We start from the raw sequence: 23,850 nt of genomic DNA, 5'->3' as shown, positions 1-23,850 counted from the left end.
AACCTGAATTCATTGTGCCCCATGAATAAGAAAATTACACAAAAACAACAGCCCTTGAATCACACTGTTTAAGTATGCTTAAGAGCTGTTCGAATTAAAATAAGGTTAATATCTAATCTCTTAAATTAATGATCTAGCTCGTCATTAATAATCCAAAATAACCCGCCCTAGCAGTCCCGCTCCTGCGGGAGTACTTCTACTGTGTCTCCAGTGTGAAGATTAAAAGCATTTCCCTCATCAGTATCCACGTGCATATCTAATTCAAATTTGGGACTAACCCTGATAAGAACCTCATCCAAAACTCCGCCTCTTGATCCTGGAATTTCAACGCTCACATGATCTCCGTCTTTAAGCCCATGTTCTTTAGCTTCTTCCGGAGTCATATGAATGTGGCGGGCGGCTATGATTACTCCGGAATTAAGTTTAAGTTTACCGACAGGGCCGACAAGTTCAATCCCAGGCGTCCCTTCCAGTTCACCTGATTCGCGTACAGGAGCTTTGACTCCTAATTTAAAAGTATCAGTTGTGGCCAATTCTACCTGGGAATAGTTGCGAACCGGACCCAGAACACGCACTCCTTCAAGCGAGCCTTTGTTACCCACAATCGTTACCGTTTCATCAGAAGCGAACTGGCCGGGTTGGCTTAAAGCTTTAGTAGGAGTGAGCTTGTGCCCTCGTCCAAATAAAATATCAACGTGCTCTTGCGTTAGATGAACATGTCGACTAGAAATTCCGAGAGGAACGTCAAAATCGGGCATTATATCACCTCCTGTCGTTCATAGTATTTCACGAAGCAGGAGAAATGATTTAACTAAACAGGTTTACAGATAATTTCGTGAATTTTGCTGGCAAAGAAATGATTCGAATGGTTGGGCGTAATGACCAGCGCGCTGTCAGCACCATGCCCAGTACCGCCTACTGCGATCACTTTGCTCCCGAATTCGATGAGCCCCGCGTCTAAAGCCATGACCGCGCACTCCACTCCTACTTTGACACCCTGACCGAACATGCGCAATGTATGAGCGACAATCTCAGCCGGATAGAGCCCTCCTGCTTGAATGCGCAGAGCCCGGTCGATTCCTGCAAAAAGATGGGTAGTTGTTAAAACTTTTACCCCCTGTGCACTGAGACTGGCACGCCGCTCCGCTTCCATTTCATCAATACCGGGGCCTGCATAGCCCACATGATGGGTAACACACACTACTTGCAGATCGTGGCCGTGGAAGGTCTCTGCCGTCTCGCCGGAATTTGAAGCCACTACGACCGTAGTAATTCCCAGTTCACGCGCCCGTTTAAGCACCAGGGAAACTGTACGCTCGGTGTTTGCCGCCCCGCTCTTTTCGAAAAGCACCATCATTCTACCCCCTCATATCATCAGTAAGCCAGACAATCTCACCGTCTGCCAGCACCGGCACAATCGGCAAGATGTTTGTGGTTGCACAGTAAATTATATCTCTTTCAAGCCCTAATGACAAAAGTTTCCGCCCATGGTCAGAGCGGCAGATCGTCTCGATCAAATGGCCTTCCGCAGCGTGGTACAACATGCGTGAGGCTTCACCAAGGTCATTAACTTCCACTTCCGGTCCCAGCGCATCGATCAGCATGCCCGCACACAGGATATCCGGGAGGTCAAATCTGTCCTCTGTCCCTGCACAAAAGATTGCTATCCCCTGCAGTCCGCTGTTTCTTTCCATCTCCCGGAAAATCGAATGCACGATGCTCTGAAGGTTGACAAAAGAAGCAAGCCATACCTGGGGGGCCTCAGATGCGGCCCTAATAGCCCTGGTGCCGTTGGTAGTGGTTAAGATAACTGTTTTTCCTCCCACTTTTTCCGGTACATAGTCAAACGGAGAATTCCCTAGGTCAAATCCTTCAATTCTCACAGCGTAGCGCTCTCCGCCCAAAAGTGATCCCGGGAGGGTAAGCCGTTTTTCCAGGGCTTCTTCCGGCGAAAGCACGGGAACAACTGCCTGACACCCGTTGGCAAGGGCAGTGACAATCGTGCTGGTGGCGCGCAGGACATCAATGACGATTACTAGTTTGTCTTCCAAGTATGGTAAAAACGGTGAACTTGCGCTATGAAGAACTTCAATTAACATGGTGTCACCTCAGGCTCAAATTATGTGTTATGACAGAAATTCCACCTCTTGTTCCCTGATTCCTGCTATAAACACAAATTCACAAGCTCTTTCGATAAAAATCGTCATGATTAAACCCATAATTCAACGTTTTTTCGTCCATTCCTCTGACAAATACTTGCCTGTTAACTCAGACAGCAACGATCTTTCCCCTTCTGAGAGAGTACCCCCTTCCAGTTTAATCCCCATCACCTCTTCAAATCCCTGGCAAATCGCCGTTTCCAGCTCTGCTCTGCTGACAGGCTTGAGCCACACTTCATCTAAGGCGCAAGCCTTACGTTTAAAACTTTGAAGTAAACGTTGCCGCACTCCCTCACTGGGAAACCTCAAGACCCGAAATAACAGATCGGCATCAAAATGAAGGATGATCGAACCATGCTGCAGCAAGACTCCGTCTTTGCGCACCTGGGCGCTGCCAACAAGCTTGTGCCCTGCTACCACTAATTCATACCAGGAAGGCGCGTCAAAACAGGCAGCTGAGCTTAACTCTTTCATATTTGCATGCGCAACCATTTCTGCCGGAATCCCGAGGGTTTGAAACGCTTTGAGCAGGGCTTGGCTTATTTTCAGGTATGATTCAATCACCGTACCGGCTACATTTTCCTCCGTTTCCGGGGCTATCACACTATATGTAAGTTCATACTGATGCAGCACGGCCCGACCCCCTGTAGGCCGCCTGACAATATCCAACCCTTCGGCCTTACAGGCTTCTTCGTCAACCTCCTTCGCATAACTTTGGGCGTAACCCAAAGAGAGTGTTGCCGGGTTCCAGCCATAGAAGCGTAAAGTCGCTTCCCAGCCTTCCGACCGTAAGCCCAGCAGAATTGCTTCATCAATTGCCATGTTTTCAGCGCCGGTATGAACCTCATAGGGCAAGTACCGCCACTTCTTCATAAGCTTCTTCCTCTCTTAGAAAATACCCTATATCTCCAAGGCTTGCCGCCGCATTCCTGAACGGATAATGGTATTTGTCAGGTGCGCAGCACTTCCCAGGCTTGGGCAGCTTCCTCCTTGGTTAAGGGGCGCGGGTAATTGTACATAGTCTCTCCCGGGGTCTCGTTATAGTACGGGCGGTTGCACCCCGTGCAGCCGGAAGTGCGGAAAGCTTCTCCATCTTGCAGAAGCTCCTGCAGGCGATCAAGCCGCAGACCGAAATCTAGTAGCTTTCCATCTTTAAACCCGAACTCACCGGCCCGCGCCTGCCCTTGCCTAATGAGAAAATGAGCCGCCTGAACCCGCCGATAATGCGCAAGTGCCGGCTGAGTACGGTGCTCCAAACGCGTTCCTCTGACAGGAGTGAAAGCAAACAGTGCAACGATAATACCCTGATCGTATAAAACCTGAATTAAACGTACCATCTCTTCTTCACTTTCACCCAGCCCCACTATCAGGTGGGTGGCAATTCTCCCAGGAAAGCGCACTGCCGCTTCTGTGAGCAGGGAATAGCGCCCGCCCCAAGAACCGTCTTTCACTTGGGCGTAAACGTGCGGGGCAGCTGCATCCAAGGCAATACTGACATGATCTACTCCCAGTTCTAAGAGCTCCTGAATTTCCTCGAGGGTGCGCGGGCCGGCAGACACACAGATAGGGGCTTTTGAGTGCTCTTTTACTTCTTTGACCCAGGCCTTGGTCTCAGCCAAGGCTTCCTCATCCTGGACCACCTGAAAGCAGATGCGCTTGAAAGTGTCCCGGGCTGGCCCGCCTTTGAGCCCTTGAAGAAAATCAGCCCGCGGAAACTGGGGCCAGGTTACGCGTGACAGCATGTCTGATCTTGCTCCGCTCGCGCGCGCCTGGGCACAGAAAGCACAGTTAAACTGGCAACGTTCCCCGACCATAAGGTAGGCTGTTGTTGGTAAGTCATCGACTTTAATTCTCTTTAAGCCTAACACTTTGGCGGTGCCTAGAGAGCAGCGAATCATAGGGCACAGCACTCCTCTCCCCGTATGATTTCCAATTCTTTTTCCTCTGCCAGGTGCCGGGCAGCGGGTGTAGGCAGAACCACACGGTTAAGTCCGAGCGCGACCCCAGCTTCGTCAAGAACCTGACGGTAGCGTCCCTTAGGCCGCATGCACCCCAAGGCCAGTGTAATATCCGGGAAACGGACCCTAGTTTTAGCCAAAAACCGTACCACTTCTTCAAGTTGGGGCGGCTGGCGTTTGGCATAGCGAGTATTAGGGGTAGGGATAAAAACTATGAAAGTAAGCCCCTCAAGACCAAGCTCCTCTAAGACGTCCAACGCTTTTTCCTCGCCCGCAAATTCCCCGCCTTTAAGCCCGATAGTCAGGTGTGGCATCACCTTAAGCCCCGCCTGGCGCAGCTTGCGATATACAGTGCGGTAATCATCAGCGCTGCGATTAAGCCCATACACTTCCCGGATGGTCTCATCATCAGCCACAAAATCAAAAGACACTACATTAGCCAGACTTTTGAGGGCCAGAATTTCTTCATCATCCACAAGTCCCACGTGGAAATTAAAACGTACTTGCGCTTTTAACCGGTGCAAGCGTTCTAAGTGTAAGTTAAAAGGAACCTTCCCTTCAGCAGTACAACCGCCGCTAATCAGAGCGCTACGAAAAGGAAGCTCTTTTGTATCCTCAGGCACTTGGGCCAGCGGCAGCATTCCCTCCAAGTAATGCCCGCCGCAGTGGGCACAGTTAAGGGCGCAGTCAGTGCCGGTCAAGGTGATGCTTTTCGTCTCAAGCGGATAATCAAAATATATCTTATCCTCAAAATACCGCTTCCGGATTTCCCATCCACGCTCAATCAACGCATGCGTTTCCGGCGCAAACAAAGCCAAGGATTTTCCTGCCACTTCCCCACATCCCTGCAAATATTATCGATTATCGAATCTCGAAAAAGCCATTTGCCGCTTTATAACGCGCTAAAATCGAACCTCGAACCACGAATATCGAGCTACGATAAGGGGCAGGCGAATAGCTCAATCCCTGAACCATTCGCCCACATCGTTTATCCCTAATCATTTACAACTTCTGTCCCAAACTCGAATATCGAACCTCGATATTTAACCTCAATAAAGCTTGCTCGCCTTTAACCCAAACCCGCATATCACTATTATACATCTAAATTTCGAACCACGAATAGCGAATAGCGAACTACGATTTTTGCCACCGGATGTTCGGATGACGTGCAGCCCCGGTTTCATCCAGACGGGTTACGAGCGTCGTGTGGGGGGCGTTCTTAACCAGCTCAACATCTGTCCGTGCTTCTTCAGCAATCTTAATTAATGCTTCCGCAAACTGGTTTAGAGTCTCGACACTTTCCGTTTCTGTTGGCTCGATCATCATCGCTTCTTCCACAATTAACGGGAAATAAATTGTGGGCGGATGATATCCATAATCAAGCAAGCGCTTGGCAATGTCAAGCGTGTGTACTCCATACTCTTTAAGGTTCTTGGGCGTGATGATGAACTCATGCATGCACACCCGGTCGTATGGCACATAATAATGTTCTTTCAGGACTTGCATCAGGAAGTTAGCATTAAGAACCGCATTTTCCGAGGCTTCGCGCAGCCCTTGGCCGCCCAAGCTGCGAATATACGAATACGCCTTGACCAGCACGCCGAAGTTGGCGTAGAAAGAACGCACCCGTCCGATCGAGAGCGGCCGCTCATAATCCATGGTGAAAATTCCATCAGCTTGCTTCTTGACAACCGGTTTGGGCAGGAAAGGTGCCAGGAATTCTTTCACGCCAACAGGGCCTGAGCCCGGACCGCCGCCGCCATGCGGAGTTGCGAAAGTTTTGTGCAAATTAAAGTGCACCACGTCAAAACCCATGTCCCCCGGGCGGGCAATTCCCATAATCGCATTGAGGTTAGCCCCATCATAATACACAAGCCCGCCAACATCGTGAATGATCTTCGCAATCTCAGTAATGTTTTCATCGAACAAACCGAGGGTGTTCGGGTTGGTCAGCATCAAAGCGGCGACTTCATCATTTGCTACCTTGCGCAGTTCCTCAAGATTGACCCCGCCCCGCTCGTTGGAAGGAACCTGGACGATCTCAAACCCAGCCATCGCAGCCGTGGCCGGATTCGTCCCATGCGCCGAGTCAGGCACAATCACCTTCGTACGTTTGGAGTCTTTACGGTGTTCGTGATAAGCCCTAATGATTAGGATCCCGGTCATTTCTCCATGAGCCCCGGCTGCCGGCTGCAGGGTAAATGCATCCATCCCGGCGATTTCCGCCAGATCGTCCTGCAGTTCAGCCATCAATTGCAGTGCCCCTTGAGTTAGGTTCTCCGGCTGATACGGGTGAATGGTGGCAAAACCGGACAGGCGGGCCAAGGCTTCATTTACCTTTGGATTATACTTCATGGTACAGGACCCTAACGGATAAAACCCGGAATCTACCCCGTGGTTAAAGGTTGAAAGCCTGGTAAAGTGGCGGACGGCATCTATTTCGGAAACTTGGGGCAGCTCCGGCTCCTGCGCGCGCAAATACGCTGCGGGTACCAGGGTTTCTACCGCCTCCTGCGGCACATCGCATGCAGGCAAGCTTACGGCCGTCCGGCCCTCAGCACTTAAGTCAAAAATTAGCGGCTCCAGTATTTTCATTTAATCTCCCCCAATCTGGCCACCAGCCGGTCGATATCTGCTTTTGTCTTAGTTTCGGTCACACAGAAAAGGAGGTGGTGATTAAACTCCGGGTAAAAACGAAAGAGATCCAGGCCGCCAATGATCTTGTCTTCCAAAAGTTTAGTGTTGATCTTGGCGGGGTCAACCTTCGTCTCGATCACAAATTCATGGAAAAAGGGTCCGTTAAAAGCCAGACTCATCCCAGGCAGAGCCGTAATCTGTTTGGCAGCATAGTGGGCCTTTTGCAGGTTAAGGTTAGCCAACTCTTTCAACCCGGCCTTGCCCAAAGCACCTAAGTGGATAGTAAAGGCCAGCGCGCACAATGCTTCATTAGAACAAATGTTGGATGTGGCTTTCTCGCGGCGGATGTGCTGTTCCCGGGCCTGCAAAGTCAGGACATACCCTTTTTTTCCGTTGCGGTCCCCAGTTGCGCCTACAATCCTACCGGGCATGCGGCGCACAAACTTATCTCTGGTTGCCATAAATCCTAAGTACGGACCACCGAAGTTAATAGGGTTGCCAAAGACCTGCCCTTCTCCGACCACGATGTCAGCTCCAGCTTCCCCCGGTGATTTAATCAACCCCAGGGAAACCGGGTTAACCGCCATTACCATTAAAGCCCCCTTGGCGTGGGCCAAGCGCCCGATTTCTTCCGCCTGCTCGATTTGTCCCAAGAAGTTCGGACTCTGTACTAAGACCCCGGCTATTTCCTCAGTGAGGAGCTTTTCCAAGGCTTCCATGTCAGTCAGCCCGTTCTTCAGCGGGACATCCACGATTCCGATCCCGCGAGGGTGGAGATAAGTCTGTAAAACCTCCCGGTATTCCGGATGTACAGTCTGGGGCACCAAGACTTGGCGTCTGCGGGTAGCGTCACAGCTCATAAGCGCCGCTTCAGCCAAAGCAGAGGCACCATCATACATCGAAGCGTTCGCTGCATCCATCCCGGTCAGCTCACAGACCAAAGTCTGAAATTCATAAATCGCCTGTAAAGTCCCTTGGCTGATCTCAGGCTGGTACGGAGTATAAGCGGTGTAGAACTCCTGGCGCAGCAAGAGTTGATCGACAAAAGCGGGGATATGGTGTTCATACGCTCCTGCTCCCAGGTAAGAAGTGTATTCTTCCAAGCTGGCATTGCGACCGGCTAAGTGTTTGACGTGGCGGATCAAATCCTGTTCCGCCAAGCCGCCTTCCACTGCCAGGGGCCGCTGCAAACGCACGTTAGCAGGGACATCAGCAAAAAGCTCATCAACTGACTTCACCCCAATGCGTTCCAGCAGCTGCTGCCGCTGCACAGCCGTATTAGGTACAAAGTTCATATTAATGCGCCTCCTCGGCTAAGAAAGCTTCATATTGCTCTACGGTCATCATGCTATTCAGCGGGGACAAATCATCCGCTTCTACTTTAACAAGCCATCCATCTCCATAGGGATCACTGTTCAGAGTATCCGGCGCATCCACCACTGTTTCATTAACCTCGATTACCTTGCCACCTACAGCAGCGATAATATCAGAGACAGCTTTTACCGATTCCACAGTTCCATAGGATTTCCCGGCCGTGATGCTATCTCCCTCACCGGGTAATTCCACAAATACCACATCTCCCAGACTTTCCTGGGCATGATCCGTTATCCCCAAGGTAACCCTATTTCCTTCTACCTTAGCCCACTCGTGTTCTTTGCTATACTTTAAATCTTTAGGGTTCATAAATTCATCCTCCTAACATTTATTTAATAGTATGATTTACTACTCGGGTATTCAGAATTCAGAAGTCAGAACTCAGAATGACCCGGGAATACGTCCGGCAATTTATTAAACTTTTGCAAGAAAAGTGCCGCCAATCGGCATAGAAGTCTGACTCCTGTCTCCTGTCTCCTGTCTCCTGTCTTTACTGTGCCCTCTTATAGAACGGAGTGGGAATGATCTTTGCCTTTACCGGCTTATTCCGGATTATTACATCCAGGTCTGAACCCACTTCCGCCAAATCCGCACGGATCAAGCCCAGAGCGATGTTTTTATTAAGCGTCGGGGAGAAAGACCCGGATGTCACAAAGCCGACTTCTTCTCCATCCTTGTGGATCGGATAATGCGAGCGGGCAATTCCGCGTTCAATCATTTCTAGGCCGACCAGCTTACGCGGTACTCCTTTTTCTTTCTGTTCTTGCAAAACCTCTTTCCCGCTAAATTCTTCTTTATTCAGCTTCACGAAAAACCCGAGTCCTGCTTCCAGGGGAGTAATCTCCGCACCAAGTTCATTACCATAGAGGGGCAAGCGCGCTTCGAAACGCAGGGTGTCGCGGGCTCCAAGACCTATGGGCTGAACTCCTTCAGGGGCTCCTGTCTCCAGGATTTTACGCCAAAGCTGTGGCGCATACTGGGGCGCGAAATAAATTTCAAACCCATCTTCCCCGGTGTAGCCGGTGCGGGAAATAAGGCAGTCTACGCCGTCAACTTTCCCGTGCTTGAACCAGTAATATTTAATCTGAGACAGATCCACATCGCTAAAGCGCTGCATGATCTTTTCCGCCAGCGGGCCCTGGAATGCGAGCTGAGCGGTTGAGGCTGAGATATTTTCAAGTGTGATGTCAAATCCTTGAGCCTGCTCCTGAATCCAGGCATAATCTTTATCTGTGTTTGAAGCATTGACTACAAGGTAGAAATGTTCCGGGTTATAACGATAAACCAACAAATCATCCACTATCCCACCATTCGGATAGCACATTAAGGAATAGAGAATCTGGGTATCCGCAATTTTGTCTACATCATTGGTTATAAGGTGCTGCACAAAGCTCAAGGCATCCTTACCGCGGACATCAATCTCCCCCATATGGGAAACGTCAAAGAGCCCTGCCTTGGAGCGGACGGTTTGGTGCTCCTCAATCACACCGGCATACTGTACCGGCATTTCCCAGCCGCCGAAATCCACCATTTTCGCTTTTAAGGCTACATGTTCGTCATAGAGAGGGGTTCTTTTTAATTCTGTCATAAAAAATCGCACCTCCTTAAAGTTAAGTTTGTACATTATGGTTGGTTTTACTCTTGGCAACTATGACCAGAAAAGCATGACTATGTACGGAAAAAGACAAAAAAACAGAGGGGGTACTTGCGCACCACCTCTGTCCTTGTACCTGAGAGATTTGCCTTAAAAAGGCTTCCCCTTTGGTGTTCTCATCACGAGAAACTCTCCAGAGTCCCGTCTTTCAGTAGTACTTTTGCCTGAGAGTTTCCCTTTCTGCCAGCGTGTTGCAGAAAGTTTGCTCCTTCGGCGCCCAAAAGCTAGGTCTCTCCCACTGAAATCATCCGGTCATATGCAGTTTTATCAACCAACCTTGGTATCAGTCTATACCCAGTTGACTCTAATGTCTACTAGTTAGCCCAAAAATTTTATAAACCGAGCCTAAATGTAAGTTTGGCCTGTGAACGCCGGGTGTGAGCGGTTCCCGCAAATCTAGGTTTTATGACTTAGCCCTTCACTACGGTGACGCAGCGTGGGCACAAGGTAGGATGCTCCTGATCCTGCCCCACAGACGGATGGTAAATCCAGCAACGTTCGCATTTTTCGCCTGCAGCGGACTGGACAGCTATCCCTAACCCCTCCAGTTCTTGCCCTTCCAAGACGCCCTCAGGACGTTCCTCCTTAGGTTGGTGCACTCGAACCGCCGAAACAATAAAGATTTCCGACAGGTTCGGAACTTGTTCCAAGAACTTATACTGTTCCGCAGTCGGGTAAAGCTCAACTTGCGCGGTCAGCGGATGGTTGATCAGTTTCTCCTGTCTGGCCATTTCAAGAGCTTTGGCTACATCAGCGCGGAGTCTCAAGATTTTTTCCCATTTTTCCTCAAGCCCGGCATCAATCCATTCCTGCTTTACTTCCGGCAGCTTAGCAGTCTGGACATTTTCCTCTTTAGACCCCGGCACATAAGGCCATATTTCATCCGCTGTAAAGGTTAAAATCGGTGCCAAGAGGCGCACGAGGGCATCAAGCGCCTGGTAAAGCACAGTCTGAGCGGCGCGGCGAACCTTCGCCCCCTTGCCTTCCACATAGAGCCTATCTTTCACAATGTCGAGATAAACTGCGCTTAAGTCAACGGCGCAGAAGTTGTGCACGGTATGGTAAACCAAGTGGAACTCATAGTTCTCATACCCCTGGCTGACCTTGGCGATAACTTTCGCCAGTTTAAGCAATGCCCAGCGGTCGATCTCCGACAGTTCCGCATAAGGGACAAAATCTTTGGCCGGGTCGAAGTCGTTGAGATTGCTCAAGAGGAAACGCAGGGTGTTGCGGATTTTGCGATAAGCCTCTGTCATCTGCTTCATAATGCGCGGGGAAGCAGCCACATCGCTCTTGTAATCTGCCGAAGATACCCAGAGCCTGAGAATATCCGCACCCATCTCTTTCACGACTTGGAGCGGGTCAACCCCGTTGCCTAGGGACTTGGACATTTTCCGTCCTTGTTCATCCACCAGGAAGCCGTGAGTGAGAACCGCCTCATAGGGTGCTTTCCCAAAAGCGGCCACAGACGTGGACAAAGAAGAATTAAACCAACCCCGGTGCTGGTCAGACCCTTCTAAATATAGATCAGCCGGCCACTTTAACTCCGGTCGTTCTTTGAGCACGCCCACATGACTGGTGCCGGAATCAAACCAAACATCCATAATATCTGTCTCTTTGCGGAAAGACTTCCCTCCGCATTCACAGATTGTCCCTTCGGGCAGCAGTTCCGCCGCCGGGCGGGCGAACCAGGCATCCGAGCCTTCGCGCCGGAAAATTTCCTGTACTTTGGCAATAATATTATCATTAACTAGCTCTTTGCCGCAGGTCTCACAGTAGAAAATCGGAATCGGCACCCCCCAGGTGCGCTGGCGCGAAATGCACCAGTCCCCCCGGTCTGCGACCATGTTATAAATGCGGTCCCTGCCCCAAGCTGGAATCCACTGAACCTTCTCAATCTCATTAAGCGCTTCCTGCCGAAAGCCATCAATGGAAGCGAACCACTGCTCCGTCGCCCGGAAAATAATCGGGCTCTTGCAACGCCAGCAGTGGGGGTAACTGTGCTGAATCTTGTCATCATGAATAAGGGCAAAATTCTTCCGCAAATCTTCCACAATCACCGGATTGGCTTTATCCGTTCTCAAGCCCGCATATCGCCCGCCCTCTGCTGTAAACTTGCCCTGGTGGTCAACAGGACAAAGCACAGGCAGCCCGTATTCCTTGCCCACAATAAAGTCATCTTCCCCATGTCCGGGAGCAGTGTGCACACAGCCCGTCCCCTGTTCCAAAGTGACATGCTCCCCACAAATGAGGAGAGAATCCCTCTCCATTAAAGGGTTGCGGCAAATCACGCCCTCAAGGTCTTTGCCGGAGAGAGTTTTTTCTATCGGAAGTTCCATCTCCCACAGGGAACGCAAGTCTTCCAAGAGCCCTTCCGCAACGACCCAGTGTTCCTCCCCGGCCTTAACCAGCACATAAGTAAATTCAGGATGAACGCTGATCGCCAGGTTCGCAGGCAGAGTCCAGGGTGTGGTCGTCCAGATCACGACAAAGGTGTTTTCAGTCTGCAATACTCCCTTGCCGTCCCACACCGGAAATTTTACATAAATTGCGGTCGAAGTCTTGTCCGCATACTCAATCTCAGCCTCAGCCAGCGCAGTTTCACAGGACGGACACCAATACACGGGCTTTAGCCCTTTGTAAATATAACCTTTTTTGGCCATTTCCCCAAAGATGCCAATTTGAGCCGCCTCATACTCCTTCTCCAACGTCAGGTAGGGGTGCTCCCAATCTCCGCGTACACCCAAACGCTTAAACTGTTCGCGCTGAATATTAACGTACTTCACCGCATACTCGCGGCACTTGTTTCTGAACTCAAGGGTTGAAACTGCATGCCGGTTAAGGCCAAGCTTTTTAATAACCTGCTGCTCGATCGGGAGACCGTGGGTATCCCACCCAGGCACGTAAGGAGCATCAAAACCAGCCATCGTTTTGTACTTAACGATAATGTCTTTTAAGATTTTATTTAAAGCATGCCCTAAATGAATATCCCCATTGGCATAGGGCGGGCCATCATGCAGGACGAAGCGTGGCTTGCCTGCACGTGCGTTTTGCACTTCATCATAAAGGTTCTTTTCCTCCCATTTCTTGAGGATCTCCGGTTCACGCTGGGGCAAATTTCCCCGCATGGGAAAGTTAGTTTCCGGCAAATTCAAAGTATCACGGTAGTCCATTTATCTGTTCCTCCTACTGTGGTAATACCCTTATGATATTATGAAAATCCCGCCCCTGTAGTAAGGGACGGGATTAACTCGCGGTACCTAACTTACAATCTTGCGCACTAACGTTACCAGTTTCGCCTGCTCTTCCGAGCCAATAGGCTCGACTACACACAAGCACAGAAAAGGCAGCTTCTTATTCTTCCAGGTCTGTACCCATCCGAACAAAGCTTCATCCTGCGGCTCAAAAATTGTATTCTGCTCATCCGGAGCCGGGAGATTTACCACAAGTCCCCTCTGCTCCATTTCGTCCAAAGCCTGAAAAGCCCGGTCAAGCAGATCATCGCTACCCATCATCAAAATGTCGCCCGCCCGGTACTGCCCGGCTGCCCGCGCTAAACCCAGGCTGATTATCTGCGCTTCCCCTTCCAAAGGTGCATCGGATCCGCCGGAAGCGAGAAGCTCAACCTCATGGCGTCCGACTTTCCCAGTAAACCGCCCTGCGTCAGGGTTCAAACTGAATCCCTGGATGAGAAACTCGGGCACTAGTTCGGTTATTAAAATGGTTTTCATGAATGGAAATCCTTCTCCTTAAAATCGTCTGTTCTTCATTTTATCACGAGTTATCCACACTCGCAACCTCAAACATGGCACCATCAGTACCTAAGATACGTTCAAATCGCGCTCCAGGGAATCCGCGAGGTCAAGATGAGCATTGAGGAAAGACTTAAGCTGGGCGCGGATAAGCTCACGCTTGCGTGTCAACTCCTGAATCTCTTCCTGTATTTCTTCCCATTTTGACTTAGCTTCAGACAATCTCTGTTCTTTTTCCTGTTCTGCTTCCCTGAGCAGCAGTTCCGCTTCACGGCGGGCAGCCTGCCTGGCTTCTTCCGCCGTTTGTTGCGCCAACAGCATCGTCTGCTGTAAAGTGCTTTCAATTTTGCGGTAATGGCCTAGTTCAGATTCCGCCCGCTGGATTTTCTCCCTCAGTTCGAAGTTCTCCGCATACACTGTTTCAAATTCGTTGCTGACAGCCTCCAGGAACTTTTCAACCTCTTCACACTGGTAACCGCGCATCCCTTTGCGGAATTCCTTGTTTCTGATATCAATCGGAGTTAATTGCATGCATGATACCCCGCTTTCCTACTGTCCTTACCTACTCCCGCTGTCCTCTGAAAACAAGCACCTTATATACAAGACGCCCTTTCAGATATGTACGCCAATCCGGCACGCGCCAGCAAGCCCTGCAGCCACTCTTTCAGGGAGCTGCGGTCGATCATCAGAACATCAAGCCCGCAACGATTCGCAGAAGAATGGAACGTAGAATACTGAGAGCAAAAACTGCCAGTATTGGGGAAAAGTCCAAGGCAAACCCGGCACTCCCGAGCTGAAACCGCCGGAACGGCTTAAGCAAAGGCTCTGTTACATCATAAAGCAGACGAATGAGCTGATTGCGCGGAGAATGCGGTATAAACGAAAGGAAAGCGCGAATAATGATCGCGTAAATAAGGATCGTAATAACTTTATCAATGACTTGCCACAGAATGGAAATACTAATCCCTCCTATTTAGTCCCGGGCCAAAAAATCCCTCTGTCTTTGAGTTCGTCCCGTGTCTCACCGGAAATATCCACATTGCTCGGAACAAAAAGGAAAATACCGTTCCCGACTTTTTGCATATTACCGTTCAACGCGTAGGTCGTGCCGCTGATGAAATCCACTACCCGCTTGGCCAAATTGCGCTCAGCATTTTCGAGGTTGACGATAACCGGACGGCGGTTCTTCAACTGGTCAGCAATATTTTGGGCATCCTCAAACGAGTGAGGCTCCATCACAACCACCTTCATCTGTTTTTGGGAGTGGATGCTCAGCACCTGTGCGCTCCGACGGCCAGGGCGCGCATCTTCCCGGGTTGCATCTTCTTTAACTTCATCGTCTTCCACAAATTCCTCTTCCGGTTCTTCATCAGCGAAACCCATGATCCCAATGACTTTGTCAAAAAACTTCGGCATACTTTTTCCCTCCTACCTTGCTCCAAAAATTTGTCTGCCTACTCTCACCATGGTTGCTCCTTCTGCTATTGCCAGCTCAAAATCCTGACTCATACCCATGGAAAGTTCCCGCATTTCCACCCCCGGGTAAACCCGCTGTTGCAGGCTATCGCGTAAAAGCCTAAGCTCGCGAAAAAACCCTTGGGTTTCGGCAGTGCTGGCTTCCAAAGCCCCAATCGTCATTAATCCCAAAACCCTGACATGGGGGTAATCCTTTACTGCTGTCAGAAAATCTTCTGTTTCTTCTTTCAATAGCCCTGCTTTAGCCTGATCCCGGGCTGTATTCACCTGCAGCAGGGTGCTAAACGTATGCCCGTGCTTGAACCCCTGCTTTTCCAATTCTGCCAGCAGGGAGAAACGGTCAAGAGAATGAATCAGGGTCACTCTCCCGTCCAGGTATTTTACCTTGTTGGTCTGCAAGCGACCGATGAGATGCCACTCGCAGTCCGGAGGCAAAAGAGAGACTTTCTCCTGCCATTCCTGAACCCTGTTTTCGGCAAAAACCCTCTGCCCCGCTTGCCAAGCCTCAGCGATTACGGAAGAAGGCATCGTTTTGGACACTGCCAACAGTTTAATCTCGTCAGGACTTCGCCCAGCCGCCAACGCAGCTTGCCCAATGCGCGAGTGCACTTGAGCAAGGTTTTGTTCGATATCCATGGACATTCCACCTTAATCGAATGATTCTACAAAACATCCTTGTTTCCTGCTGCTGCCAGCAAGTTTTTAAGATTATGCACACTATTTTAAGCGGGCGGGCTGTCCTTCAAGGTCAGCTCCCGGATTTTTCACCACTAACAGCCCAGACGGCAAATCCTCGACAGCGGTCTCAGTTTCATTTTCATCCTGTACCTTCACCCGGCGGAAGTGCAGTACCCCTTCCATCACTGCAAAAACTCCCTGCTCCTCCCCTTTAGTCCAAAGCGCACTGCGCGGTATGACAACACCCTTGCCTTCCGGTTTCATAATCCAGGTAATCTCCTGCCGCCGTTGCTCGGCTGAGCCATCCACATAACTGCTGAATTCAACGACAACTCCGGTAGGGCTCTCAGATTTACGCACGACCTTAGCCGGGAACACCTTCCCATCAATGGCAAAACGCAAGCTTTTGCCCACACTGAACCCATCCAGAGATTGCATCTCCACGAAAGCTGCTGTCGGAGCCAGGTTATTGATAATCTTACCTATAGCTTGCCCGAATTGAGCGGTGGTAATTTCCTGCTCCGAGCTTGGCATCTCTAAGAGCTTCTTTAGATCCATATCCTTAAAATTAGCTGCGGTCCACAATGATTCAAGACCATCCACTTTATAAAACACAAGACCACCTGCCGGAGCCGGGACTGACTTGCTCTCTCCCCCGACTTGCTTGATCCGGGCTGCACTCTCTCCCCGCCTGACCCTTTGTCCGGGCACAGCGAGTTTTTCCACCTCTCCGCCACTCGGAGCCTGCAGCAGGTATTCCTCATTGGCAAATGCAGCCCTCACTGTCTGCTCGTGCTTGATAGCCCCCGTCTCTGCGCGCACATACTCTAAATCTCGAGCCGTGAAGCCTGTGCCGTAAATCCAGACAGCGACCGCGACTGCAATCAGCAAAACCACTGCCGTCAGCATCCTCTTTCCCGTATTTCCCTTTTTCATCATGCCCTCCGACTCTGTCCTTTATCCGATGGATTTATGCCCGTGGCAAATCACATATAAATACTGTACCGATTCCGGGTTCTGAGGACACATTAATCCGGCCATCGCTCCCTTCGACAATGTGTTTGACAATACTAAGTCCAAGCCCGGTTCCTCCCTGTTCACGCGAGCGGGCTTTATCAACACGGTAGAAACGCTCAAAGATGCGCGGAAGGCTTGCCGTTGGAATACCGCACCCCGTGTCTCCAAACTCCAGGTGCACACTCTCTTGATCGGCTTCCCCCTTAAGCCAAATTTTACCCTCTGAGGTATACTTAACGGCATTTTCCAAAAGATTGAGCAGGACTTGGCTTAACAGATCCTCACCCATACGCACTGCCGGCAAATTCTCTGCCAGGTCAACGCTGAGCCTGATCCCTTTGGCCTCGGCATAACTTTCAATCACAGGCTGAATTTTAGCAAAAGCCTGCTGCACAAAACTAACTCTGGCAACTCCGGCACCCCGGCGCAAATCAGGATTTTCATTGTTCGCCAACGTAAGCAGATCATCAATCAACCGTTGCAGACGCAAGGTCTCAGCCTGAATGACATTCAAAAACCGTTCGCGCAAGACAGGTTCTTCTTGCGCCCCATCTAACAGAGTTTCCACAAAACCTTTGATCGAGGTTAAAGGTGTACGCAATTCGTGCGACACATTGCCCACAAATTCTGTCCGCATTTGCTCCAGACGCCTTAGCTCAGTAATATCATAGGTTACGATCACTGCCCCCCGGGTACGCTTGTTCTCTCCCAGAATCGGGCTTACCTGAAAACGCATTGTCCGCTGTTCCAGCGTTAGCTCTATATTTCCCGGTGTCTCCCCCAAAAGCACATTTGTCACCAGTTCATCCAACTCGCTCTGGCGCACAAGTTCAAGGAGGTACTTTAACATGACCTCATCCTGCCGATGGCCGAACATTTTTTCCGCCGCCGGGTTCACCCGCACGATCCTCCCCACATGGTCAAGCGCGATTACTCCCTCCTGCATCGCCGTGAGAATCGCCTGCATCTTGTGGGTTTCCTGGTCCGCTTTTTGGATGAGAGTTTCCAGTTGCCGCGCCAAACGGTTTAATTCGGCCGTAAACTGCCCGACTTCGTCTTTGGTATCTAGAAACTGCGCCCGCTCAAAATCCCCCTGCGCTATGCGCCGGGTAGTAAAGCTCAAAGTCTGAATCCGCCCCGCCAGGCGTCTGGCGTAAAAGAAAACGGCCCCTCCCGGAAGGAGCAAGGCAAAGAGCAACAAGCGGTAATCAGGCGTCCTTTGCTGACCACCCGCTATTAAATTCTGCCCTTCCCACACCAGAAACAGAGATATGGCAGTCATACTCAGAAAAAGCAGGGTAAACCTCCATTTGATGCTCATCTGACCCTAACCCTTGAACCGATAGCCGATCCCGCGCAAAGTCTCAATATATTCCGGGTTGGACGGGTCTTTTTCAATTTTCTGGCGCACATGCCTGACATGCACATCCACAGTGCGCGTGTCTCCGGCGTACTCATAGCCCCAGATCCGTTCCAAGAGTTCCTCCCTGGAATAAACCTTGCCCGGCCTGGTTGCCAGCACCCTCAAGAGTTCAAACTCCTTAGGCGTCAGTTCAGTCTCCTGTTCTTTTATATACACCATAAACCGGGTAAGATCTATTCTCAGCTCTCCGTGCACGATCTGATCTGGAACCTCGTCCGCACTTTTTACCCGGCGCAAGCGCGCTTTAATGCGCGCTACCAGTTCCCGCGGGCTGAAAGGCTTTGTCATATAGTCATCCGCACCCAGTTCCAGTCCTAACACTTTATCAATTTCTTCCCCCTTGGCCGTAAGCATAATCACGGGCAGCTCCCGAAATTTCGGGTTAAGCCTGAGCTGGCGGCACACCTCCATCCCATCCATGTGCGGCAGCATCACATCAAGCACAACCAGATCAGGCTGGTCTTTCCCCACCCGCTCCAGCGCTTCAAGTCCGTCACGGGCGGCCAAAACCTTGTACCCTTCCTTCTCCAGATTGTAGCGCAACAATTCCTGGATTGATTCCTCATCATCTACGACTAATATAACAGCCATCTACGATTCCCCCTTAGCTTCTGCGCCTGATCCAACCCGCCAGCCGTCCGCTTAGCCCGCCATCCCGGCGGTGGGAAAAGAACTCAACCGGTCTGCACGCGGTGCAGAGTTCGGCTGACCAAATGTGCTCAGGCTTTACTCCTGCGCCCAGAAGGATCTCCTTGTTTGCCTGCCATAAATCAAGTTGGTAATGTCCGTCCTGTGAAGGCCTCAGAAAAACAGTTTCCGTAAAATTCGCCCGCAAACGGGCTGCGACTGGTTCATCGACTTCATAGCAACAAGGCCCGATTGCAGGCCCGATAGCTGCCCAGCAATCTTCAGCCTGCCCCCCGGCCTGAGCCAGCTCGTCCAGAACCTGGAGGGCGATTTTCCCTGCCGTCCCTTTCCAGCCTGCGTGCGCAATCCCTACAGCCTTAAGCTTGGGGTGATAGAAAAACAGAGGAACACAATCAGCGAAGAAAGCCATAAGTCCCAGCTTGTCCTTGGTCAACAAGCCATCTGTTCCCGGAATAGCCGTCCTGAGGTCGCGGCTTCCTCTCCCCCCCGCTTCCACATCCAGCCACACTACGCCCGTCCCATGTACCTGTTCGGCAAGAGCAACCTCATTCCAGTCTGCCTGCCACAACTCCAGCCAGCGCCTGCGGTTTTCGAGTACCCTTTGCGGTTCATCTCCCACATGCAAACCCAAGTTAAGGGAAGAGAAATGCTCTCCACTTACCCCACCCCCGCGGGACGAAAAGCCGATTTCTACCCCTGCTTCTTCCCAAGCCGGAAGCGTAAGATACTTCAACGATGCTTTTTCCCGCCAAACCCACATCTCCTTGCAAACACCCCCTCCGTTTTGTCCTCTTAGCTAAAATATACCATATTTTCGCCTAAGACAAAACAAGAGGGCAATTTATTGCCCTCTGCGCGTCATAATTAGTTAGATTTTAGCTATACACATGGTTCTCATACCTTCGCCCTCGCCCCCGCACTACGAACTTCGAACCCCGAATTAGCGCGGGTCTTCCCGTTCAGGGTTAAAATCAACCAAGTCTTGGGCATCGACCAAAATTACGTCGACCCCAATTTTTTTGACCCGATCCCAGGGGACCATCACATCTTCGCTCCGTCCCCCGCCGAAAAAACCCCAACTCTTGGTCGCACCCGGAACGACAATCCCTTTGACCACACCCCGCTCCAGATCAAGGTCGAGGTCTTTGATCGGCCCCAGACGGCGACCGTCCTTAATATTAACTATATCGAGCATCCGGAGTTCGGAAATGCGCATCGCCTTACCCCCTCTCTTACAAATCATATGAGAGCGAGGGTCATTTTAATCCTATCCGTTGTCCGCTACTTTCTAAATTCCTGTCGTCCTCTCCGACTACTGACTACTGTCTCCTGTCTCCTGAATTTACACATACTTTTTCATATGATTGAGCGCCGCTTTTTCCAAGCGGGAAACTTGAGCCTGAGAAATCCCGATCTCATCCGCTACCTCCATCTGGGTTTTCCCTTGAAAGAAACGTAGGGACAAAATGAGCTTCTCCCGTTCACCCAGGCGGCGCAAAGCCTCCCGTACCGCCAGTCCTTCAAGCCAGCTGGCATCAGAATGGCGGTCATCCCCTATTTGGTCCATAACGAAGATCGGATCCCCACCATCGTGGTAAATTGGCTCGAATAAGGAGATCGGTTCCTGAATCGCATCTAAAGCAAAAATAACCTCTTCCCGCGGCAAGGAAAGTTTTGCGGCTATCTCTGTCACGGTAGGTTCCCGGGAACACTCGCTCACGAGCTGGTCGCGCACCTGTAAGGCCTTATAAGCTGTATCCCGAAGTGAGCGACTTACCCTGATCGGGTTATTATCCCTTAAGTAACGCCTGATTTCCCCAATAATCATCGGAACTGCGTAGGTCGAGAATTTGACATTTTGGCTCAGATCAAAATTGTCAATCGCCTTCATTAATCCAATACTGCCAACCTGGAAGAGGTCATCTACATATTCCCCTCGATTGGTAAACCTTTGAATCACGCTGAGCACCAGCCGCAAATTTCCGTAAATTAGTTTCTCCCGGGCACTGCGTTCACCGGCCTGATAGACTACAAAAAGTTCCTTCATTTTGGCACTTGAGAGTACAGGTAGTTTTGAGGTGTTCACGCCACAGATTTCTACCTTGTTGAAAGCCATCCGAGCACCTCCTGGAAAATTTCCTGTTGGAGAGTATGCCCGGTCACAAAGCTAGTTATTCCAATCGACAAAATTCTTTTCTTAAACGCCGGATAATCCGCTTTTCCAAGCGCGAAATATAGGACTGGGAAATTCCCAAACGGTCTGCAACCTCTTTCTGAGTCTTTTCTTCCCCATCGTCAAGTCCGAAGCGCAACTCCATAATCAGCTTCTCCCGTTCTGAGAGACGGTCCATAGCCAGGTGCAGGAGCTGGCGGTCTACTTCTTCTTCCAGAGGACGTGAGATAATATCAACCTCAGTACCCATGACATCAGAGAGGAGAAGTTCATTGCCGTCCCAATCAATATTTAACGGCTCTTCAAACGAAACTTCAGAACGCGTCTTATTGTTGCGCCTCAGATGCATCAGAATTTCGTTTTCAATGCAGCGGGAAGCGTAAGTTGCAAGCTTAATTTTTTTCTGAGGATCAAAGGTGTTAACCGCTTTAATTAGTCCAATCGTCCCGATCGAAACCAAATCTTCGATTCCAACCCCGGTATTTTCAAACTTGCGCGCGATATACACCACAAGTCTTAGATTGCGTTCAATCAAAACGTCCCTGACTGAAATGTCCCCTCGCTCCAGACGCTCCAAAAGCAGAGTTTCCTCGTCCGAATTTAAAGGAGGTGGCAAGGCCTCGCTGCTCCCGACATAATAGATTTCGTGTACATCCGTCCGTCCACGCAGTTTGTGCCGGAAAAGAAGCCAGATCAAGTTGAGTTTATGTTTAGCGGTCTTCCACCATTTCATGTAATTATTCTACCCCTTTCTGCACATGTTCCGGATGCAATAATGCCTGGTATTCCCCCTCAGAGCTCATTGTTTGTGGCACCAAGGCTATTGTAGCTTTGACACTTCTGCGACCATTGTCCCCGTCAATTTCTACCCGCTCCGGACGTACTCCTAAAAGCCAGCTTTGGCTGCCAATACTTTGATACGGGATAAATACAAAATGTTCCATCCAGTGCGGATTCTTCCTCCAGAGGAAGGGCCAGGGATCAGCTGCCTGACGCCAGGGCAGCTCCAAAATCTCCTGCAATGATTCCGGCAGAGCCCGGGCGGCTGCCTCTTCCTCCAAAAGGATTACAGGGACTCCGCTTAAGGGATCGCGCAGAGTATTCCCTGTATCAAGCAGAGCCTTCACCCTCACCGTTTCACCCTCTTTGCCAAAATCAATCTCCACCTCACATAAAGTCTGATCCAAGAGAGCAGCCCGGTTCTGCCAGTGCTGCCAGGCCTTGTGCCCTCCCCACCATAAGCCCGCACTGAGGGGTAAGACCCAGAAATTGTGCAGGTTCAATTGGATGACGGGCCCGGTCCCTATTCCCTGAAACTGGGACAGTCCCCACAAAGCGTACACAAATCCCCCCAATCCTGCTGACAACAACCAAAAGACAACGAGGGTCTTCACATACAACTTAAGCCCTTGCCAGGGAAAAGCTGCCCCGACCATCAAAAAAGGAATCAGATATTTGCTTAATTCAAACCAAGGCCACTGGGGCTTCAGCGCTAAGAGCACGGGGATTTCGCCCAGAAGAATTCCGGCAAAAATCCGTTTGGCGTGCACAGGGCGGTGGAGGAGGCGGCCACTTAACACTAGCAAAAGCGCATCCGCACTGCCGTTAATCAACATGTCCAGATCGAGATAACTTTGCCCGGTCATCCAGACGCGCCCTTTCTATTCACGCTCTGGCAAAATTATACCGAAGACAAGGGATAAAACCTGTCGCTTTGCGGTGGATAGAAATGGCATTTTTTGGGGAAAGAGAAGCGCAAAAAAGCACCCCCTTTGCAAGGTCAGGTGCTTTACTACATTTTTCGACTTGAATAAGATTAGTTTACGAGCGCCGACGGCGCAGGAACTCAGGAATATCTAAATCTGAATCAGGCGCTACCGGGCGGATCACCGAAGTTTCCGCTGATTTGGCAATCCCCACTGCTCCGGTCTGACGCTGATCAAAGCCGGTGGCAATGACCGTGACCCGCACTTCTTCTTTCATGTTCTCATCAATCACCGCGCCAAAAATAATATTGGCTTCCGGGTCAGCAGCTTCCGCAATAATCTCTGAAGCCTCATTGACTTCAAAGAGGGTTAGATTCGTCCCACCGGTAATGTTTAAGAGCACTCCTTTAGCCCCTTCAATAGAGGTTTCGAGGAGAGGGCTGGAAATAGATTTGCGCGCCGCATCGGCCGCCCTGTTCTCGCCCGTAGCCTGACCGATCCCCATGAGGGCAGAACCGGTATTCATCATAATTGTCTTGACATCTGCAAAATCCAAATTAATTAAGCCCGGAACCGCGATCAGGTCGGAAATCCCCTGAACGCCCTGACGCAGAACATCATCCGCAATCCGAAAAGCCTCATGAATGGTGGTATGCTTGTCCACAACCTGGAGCAAGCGGTCATTGGGAATAGTTATCAAGGTGTCTACTTTGCTTTTGAGATCAGCAATCCCTTTCTCGGCCTGCATGGCTCTTTTACGGCCCTCAAACGTGAAAGGACGGGTAACTACTCCCACAGTGAGCGCCCCCAGTTCTTTCGCCACCTCAGCCACCACCGGCGCTGCTCCCGTGCCTGTGCCTCCGCCCATACCCGCCGTCACAAAAACCATATCCGCTCCCCGCAAAGCCTGCACCAGCTCTTCCCGGCTCTCTTCAGCCGCCTTGGCACCGATTTCCGGGTTTGCTCCCGCTCCCAGCCCTTTAGTTAACTTCCCCCCGATTTGCACTTTCTGCGGGGAATGAGCAAGTCCCAGAGCCTGGGAATCTGTGTTCACTGCGACAAAGTCCACACCTTTAAGCCCTGCAGTTATCATCCGGTTAACGGCATTGTTGCCGCCCCCGCCCACACCGATCACTTTAATGGCGGCAACTTGATTAACGTCAATATCAAATTCCAGCATTTAGTGTTTAACCCC

At 50.7% G+C, this 23,850-nt stretch carries 25 protein-coding genes and 1 riboswitch; all 25 genes read right to left on the bottom strand.

All coding sequences use genetic code 11. The features are described from left to right. Positions 1 to 167 precede the first annotated feature (167 nt). Positions 168 to 758: a phosphate propanoyltransferase gene (gene pduL / locus ACYQ2N_RS15290; RefSeq protein WP_460000125.1), complete on the bottom strand. Its 591-nt coding sequence runs from the start codon at positions 756 to 758 to the stop codon at positions 168 to 170. Between the two features lie 53 nt (positions 759 to 811). After that, positions 812 to 1,354, bottom strand: a complete 543-nt coding sequence (locus tag ACYQ2N_RS15285; protein ID WP_460000124.1) for a pyruvate kinase alpha/beta domain-containing protein — start codon at positions 1,352 to 1,354, stop codon at positions 812 to 814. Between the two features lie 4 nt (positions 1,355 to 1,358). Then, complete coding sequence (locus ACYQ2N_RS15280) at positions 1,359 to 2,099, bottom strand: 2-phosphosulfolactate phosphatase (protein ID WP_460000123.1); 741 nt, start codon at positions 2,097 to 2,099, stop codon at positions 1,359 to 1,361. A gap of 123 nt (positions 2,100 to 2,222) precedes the next feature. Further along, positions 2,223 to 3,032, bottom strand: a complete 810-nt coding sequence (locus ACYQ2N_RS15275; protein WP_460000122.1) for a lipoate--protein ligase family protein — start codon at positions 3,030 to 3,032, stop codon at positions 2,223 to 2,225. Between the two features lie 77 nt (positions 3,033 to 3,109). After that, complete coding sequence (gene lipS2, locus ACYQ2N_RS15270) at positions 3,110 to 4,057, bottom strand: LipS2 family lipoyl synthase (RefSeq protein WP_460000121.1); 948 nt, start codon at positions 4,055 to 4,057, stop codon at positions 3,110 to 3,112. Continuing rightward, on the bottom strand, positions 4,054 to 4,950 hold the full coding sequence (gene lipS1 / locus ACYQ2N_RS15265; protein WP_460000120.1) for a LipS1 family lipoyl synthase: 897 nt from the start codon (positions 4,948 to 4,950) through the stop codon (positions 4,054 to 4,056). Before lipS1 ends, lipS2 begins: the two co-directional genes overlap by 4 nt. Before the next feature lie 301 nt (positions 4,951 to 5,251). Further along, entirely contained in the window at positions 5,252 to 6,712 is a 1,461-nt protein-coding gene (gene gcvPB, locus ACYQ2N_RS15260; RefSeq protein WP_460000118.1) for an aminomethyl-transferring glycine dehydrogenase subunit GcvPB, read from the bottom strand. Continuing rightward, the gene (gcvPA, locus tag ACYQ2N_RS15255) at positions 6,709 to 8,049 is read right to left on the bottom strand and encodes an aminomethyl-transferring glycine dehydrogenase subunit GcvPA (protein WP_460000117.1); all 1,341 of its coding nucleotides are present in this window, start codon (positions 8,047 to 8,049) and stop codon (positions 6,709 to 6,711) included. The genes gcvPB and gcvPA overlap by 4 nt, the downstream gene beginning before the upstream one ends. Before the next feature lies 1 nt (position 8,050). Further along, positions 8,051 to 8,437 (bottom strand): glycine cleavage system protein GcvH, encoded by a 387-nt coding sequence (gcvH, locus tag ACYQ2N_RS15250; protein WP_460000115.1) that lies wholly within the window; start codon positions 8,435 to 8,437, stop codon positions 8,051 to 8,053. Positions 8,438 to 8,618: 181 nt separating this feature from the next. Beyond that, positions 8,619 to 9,716: a glycine cleavage system aminomethyltransferase GcvT gene (gcvT, locus tag ACYQ2N_RS15245; RefSeq protein WP_460000113.1), complete on the bottom strand. Its 1,098-nt coding sequence runs from the start codon at positions 9,714 to 9,716 to the stop codon at positions 8,619 to 8,621. 208 nt (positions 9,717 to 9,924) lie between these two features. Beyond that, positions 9,925 to 10,030: riboswitch (glycine riboswitch) on the bottom strand. A gap of 162 nt (positions 10,031 to 10,192) precedes the next feature. Then, the gene (gene ileS, locus ACYQ2N_RS15240; RefSeq protein WP_460000111.1) at positions 10,193 to 12,955 is read right to left on the bottom strand and encodes an isoleucine--tRNA ligase; all 2,763 of its coding nucleotides are present in this window, start codon (positions 12,953 to 12,955) and stop codon (positions 10,193 to 10,195) included. An 87-nt stretch (positions 12,956 to 13,042) separates the two neighbouring features. After that, positions 13,043 to 13,513 (bottom strand): PH domain-containing protein, encoded by a 471-nt coding sequence (locus tag ACYQ2N_RS15235; RefSeq protein WP_460000110.1) that lies wholly within the window; start codon positions 13,511 to 13,513, stop codon positions 13,043 to 13,045. Positions 13,514 to 13,603: 90 nt separating this feature from the next. Next, entirely contained in the window at positions 13,604 to 14,065 is a 462-nt protein-coding gene (locus tag ACYQ2N_RS15230) for a DivIVA domain-containing protein (RefSeq protein WP_460000109.1), read from the bottom strand. A 154-nt stretch (positions 14,066 to 14,219) separates the two neighbouring features. Continuing rightward, the gene (locus tag ACYQ2N_RS15225) at positions 14,220 to 14,483 is read right to left on the bottom strand and encodes a YggT family protein (RefSeq protein ID WP_488199464.1); all 264 of its coding nucleotides are present in this window, start codon (positions 14,481 to 14,483) and stop codon (positions 14,220 to 14,222) included. A gap of 20 nt (positions 14,484 to 14,503) precedes the next feature. Then, positions 14,504 to 14,950 (bottom strand): cell division protein SepF, encoded by a 447-nt coding sequence (locus ACYQ2N_RS15220; protein WP_460000108.1) that lies wholly within the window; start codon positions 14,948 to 14,950, stop codon positions 14,504 to 14,506. A 12-nt stretch (positions 14,951 to 14,962) separates the two neighbouring features. Continuing rightward, positions 14,963 to 15,646: a YggS family pyridoxal phosphate-dependent enzyme gene (locus ACYQ2N_RS15215; protein WP_460000107.1), complete on the bottom strand. Its 684-nt coding sequence runs from the start codon at positions 15,644 to 15,646 to the stop codon at positions 14,963 to 14,965. 81 nt (positions 15,647 to 15,727) lie between these two features. Next, positions 15,728 to 16,624, bottom strand: a complete 897-nt coding sequence (locus tag ACYQ2N_RS15210) for an HlyD family efflux transporter periplasmic adaptor subunit (RefSeq protein ID WP_460000106.1) — start codon at positions 16,622 to 16,624, stop codon at positions 15,728 to 15,730. A gap of 34 nt (positions 16,625 to 16,658) precedes the next feature. Continuing rightward, entirely contained in the window at positions 16,659 to 18,026 is a 1,368-nt protein-coding gene (gene pnpS, locus ACYQ2N_RS15205; protein ID WP_460000105.1) for a two-component system histidine kinase PnpS, read from the bottom strand. Positions 18,027 to 18,032: 6 nt separating this feature from the next. Then, complete coding sequence (locus ACYQ2N_RS15200; protein WP_460000103.1) at positions 18,033 to 18,719, bottom strand: response regulator; 687 nt, start codon at positions 18,717 to 18,719, stop codon at positions 18,033 to 18,035. Between the two features lie 13 nt (positions 18,720 to 18,732). Next, positions 18,733 to 19,536, bottom strand: coding sequence for a peptidoglycan editing factor PgeF (pgeF, locus tag ACYQ2N_RS15195; protein ID WP_460000102.1), 804 nt, complete (start codon positions 19,534 to 19,536; stop codon positions 18,733 to 18,735). Between the two features lie 180 nt (positions 19,537 to 19,716). Beyond that, entirely contained in the window at positions 19,717 to 19,992 is a 276-nt protein-coding gene (locus ACYQ2N_RS15190) for a YlmC/YmxH family sporulation protein (protein ID WP_460000101.1), read from the bottom strand. A gap of 126 nt (positions 19,993 to 20,118) precedes the next feature. Further along, the gene (gene sigG / locus ACYQ2N_RS15185; protein WP_460000100.1) at positions 20,119 to 20,892 is read right to left on the bottom strand and encodes an RNA polymerase sporulation sigma factor SigG; all 774 of its coding nucleotides are present in this window, start codon (positions 20,890 to 20,892) and stop codon (positions 20,119 to 20,121) included. Positions 20,893 to 20,947: 55 nt separating this feature from the next. Beyond that, positions 20,948 to 21,682, bottom strand: coding sequence for an RNA polymerase sporulation sigma factor SigE (gene sigE, locus ACYQ2N_RS15180; RefSeq protein WP_460000098.1), 735 nt, complete (start codon positions 21,680 to 21,682; stop codon positions 20,948 to 20,950). A gap of 4 nt (positions 21,683 to 21,686) precedes the next feature. After that, positions 21,687 to 22,595, bottom strand: a complete 909-nt coding sequence (locus tag ACYQ2N_RS15175) for a sigma-E processing peptidase SpoIIGA (RefSeq protein ID WP_460000097.1) — start codon at positions 22,593 to 22,595, stop codon at positions 21,687 to 21,689. A gap of 175 nt (positions 22,596 to 22,770) precedes the next feature. Then, positions 22,771 to 23,835, bottom strand: a complete 1,065-nt coding sequence (gene ftsZ, locus ACYQ2N_RS15170) for a cell division protein FtsZ (protein WP_460000096.1) — start codon at positions 23,833 to 23,835, stop codon at positions 22,771 to 22,773. Positions 23,836 to 23,850: the final 15 nt, after the last annotated feature.

The sequence above is a fragment of the Paradesulfitobacterium aromaticivorans genome (assembly GCF_054657415.1).
The sequence above is the reverse complement of the archived record's forward strand: the minus strand, read 5'-3'. Positions and strand labels throughout refer to the sequence as shown.

Coding starts and splice junctions, on each gene's coding strand:
- gcvPB (WP_460000118.1), bottom strand. CDS start 6,712: ATGAAAATACTGGAGCCGCTAATTTTTGACTTAAGTGCTGAGGGCCGG.
- lipS2 (WP_460000121.1), bottom strand. CDS start 4,057: ATGATTCGCTGCTCTCTAGGCACCGCCAAAGTGTTAGGCTTAAAGAGA.
- ACYQ2N_RS15280 (WP_460000123.1), bottom strand. CDS start 2,099: ATGTTAATTGAAGTTCTTCATAGCGCAAGTTCACCGTTTTTACCATAC.
- ACYQ2N_RS15210 (WP_460000106.1), bottom strand. CDS start 16,624: ATGAAAAAGGGAAATACGGGAAAGAGGATGCTGACGGCAGTGGTTTTG.
- gcvH (WP_460000115.1), bottom strand. CDS start 8,437: ATGAACCCTAAAGATTTAAAGTATAGCAAAGAACACGAGTGGGCTAAG.
- ACYQ2N_RS15285 (WP_460000124.1), bottom strand. CDS start 1,354: ATGGTGCTTTTCGAAAAGAGCGGGGCGGCAAACACCGAGCGTACAGTT.
- ftsZ (WP_460000096.1), bottom strand. CDS start 23,835: ATGCTGGAATTTGATATTGACGTTAATCAAGTTGCCGCCATTAAAGTG.
- ileS (WP_460000111.1), bottom strand. CDS start 12,955: ATGGACTACCGTGATACTTTGAATTTGCCGGAAACTAACTTTCCCATG.
- sigG (WP_460000100.1), bottom strand. CDS start 20,892: ATGGCTTTCAACAAGGTAGAAATCTGTGGCGTGAACACCTCAAAACTA.
- ACYQ2N_RS15275 (WP_460000122.1), bottom strand. CDS start 3,032: ATGAAGAAGTGGCGGTACTTGCCCTATGAGGTTCATACCGGCGCTGAA.
- gcvPA (WP_460000117.1), bottom strand. CDS start 8,049: ATGAACTTTGTACCTAATACGGCTGTGCAGCGGCAGCAGCTGCTGGAA.
- pgeF (WP_460000102.1), bottom strand. CDS start 19,536: ATGTGGGTTTGGCGGGAAAAAGCATCGTTGAAGTATCTTACGCTTCCG.
- ACYQ2N_RS15215 (WP_460000107.1), bottom strand. CDS start 15,646: ATGGATATCGAACAAAACCTTGCTCAAGTGCACTCGCGCATTGGGCAA.
- ACYQ2N_RS15235 (WP_460000110.1), bottom strand. CDS start 13,513: ATGAAAACCATTTTAATAACCGAACTAGTGCCCGAGTTTCTCATCCAG.
- ACYQ2N_RS15175 (WP_460000097.1), bottom strand. CDS start 22,595: ATGACCGGGCAAAGTTATCTCGATCTGGACATGTTGATTAACGGCAGT.
- ACYQ2N_RS15220 (WP_460000108.1), bottom strand. CDS start 14,950: ATGCCGAAGTTTTTTGACAAAGTCATTGGGATCATGGGTTTCGCTGAT.
- ACYQ2N_RS15200 (WP_460000103.1), bottom strand. CDS start 18,719: ATGGCTGTTATATTAGTCGTAGATGATGAGGAATCAATCCAGGAATTG.
- ACYQ2N_RS15190 (WP_460000101.1), bottom strand. CDS start 19,992: ATGCGCATTTCCGAACTCCGGATGCTCGATATAGTTAATATTAAGGAC.
- gcvT (WP_460000113.1), bottom strand. CDS start 9,716: ATGACAGAATTAAAAAGAACCCCTCTCTATGACGAACATGTAGCCTTA.
- ACYQ2N_RS15230 (WP_460000109.1), bottom strand. CDS start 14,065: ATGCAATTAACTCCGATTGATATCAGAAACAAGGAATTCCGCAAAGGG.
- pduL (WP_460000125.1), bottom strand. CDS start 758: ATGCCCGATTTTGACGTTCCTCTCGGAATTTCTAGTCGACATGTTCAT.
- pnpS (WP_460000105.1), bottom strand. CDS start 18,026: ATGAGCATCAAATGGAGGTTTACCCTGCTTTTTCTGAGTATGACTGCC.
- sigE (WP_460000098.1), bottom strand. CDS start 21,682: ATGAAATGGTGGAAGACCGCTAAACATAAACTCAACTTGATCTGGCTT.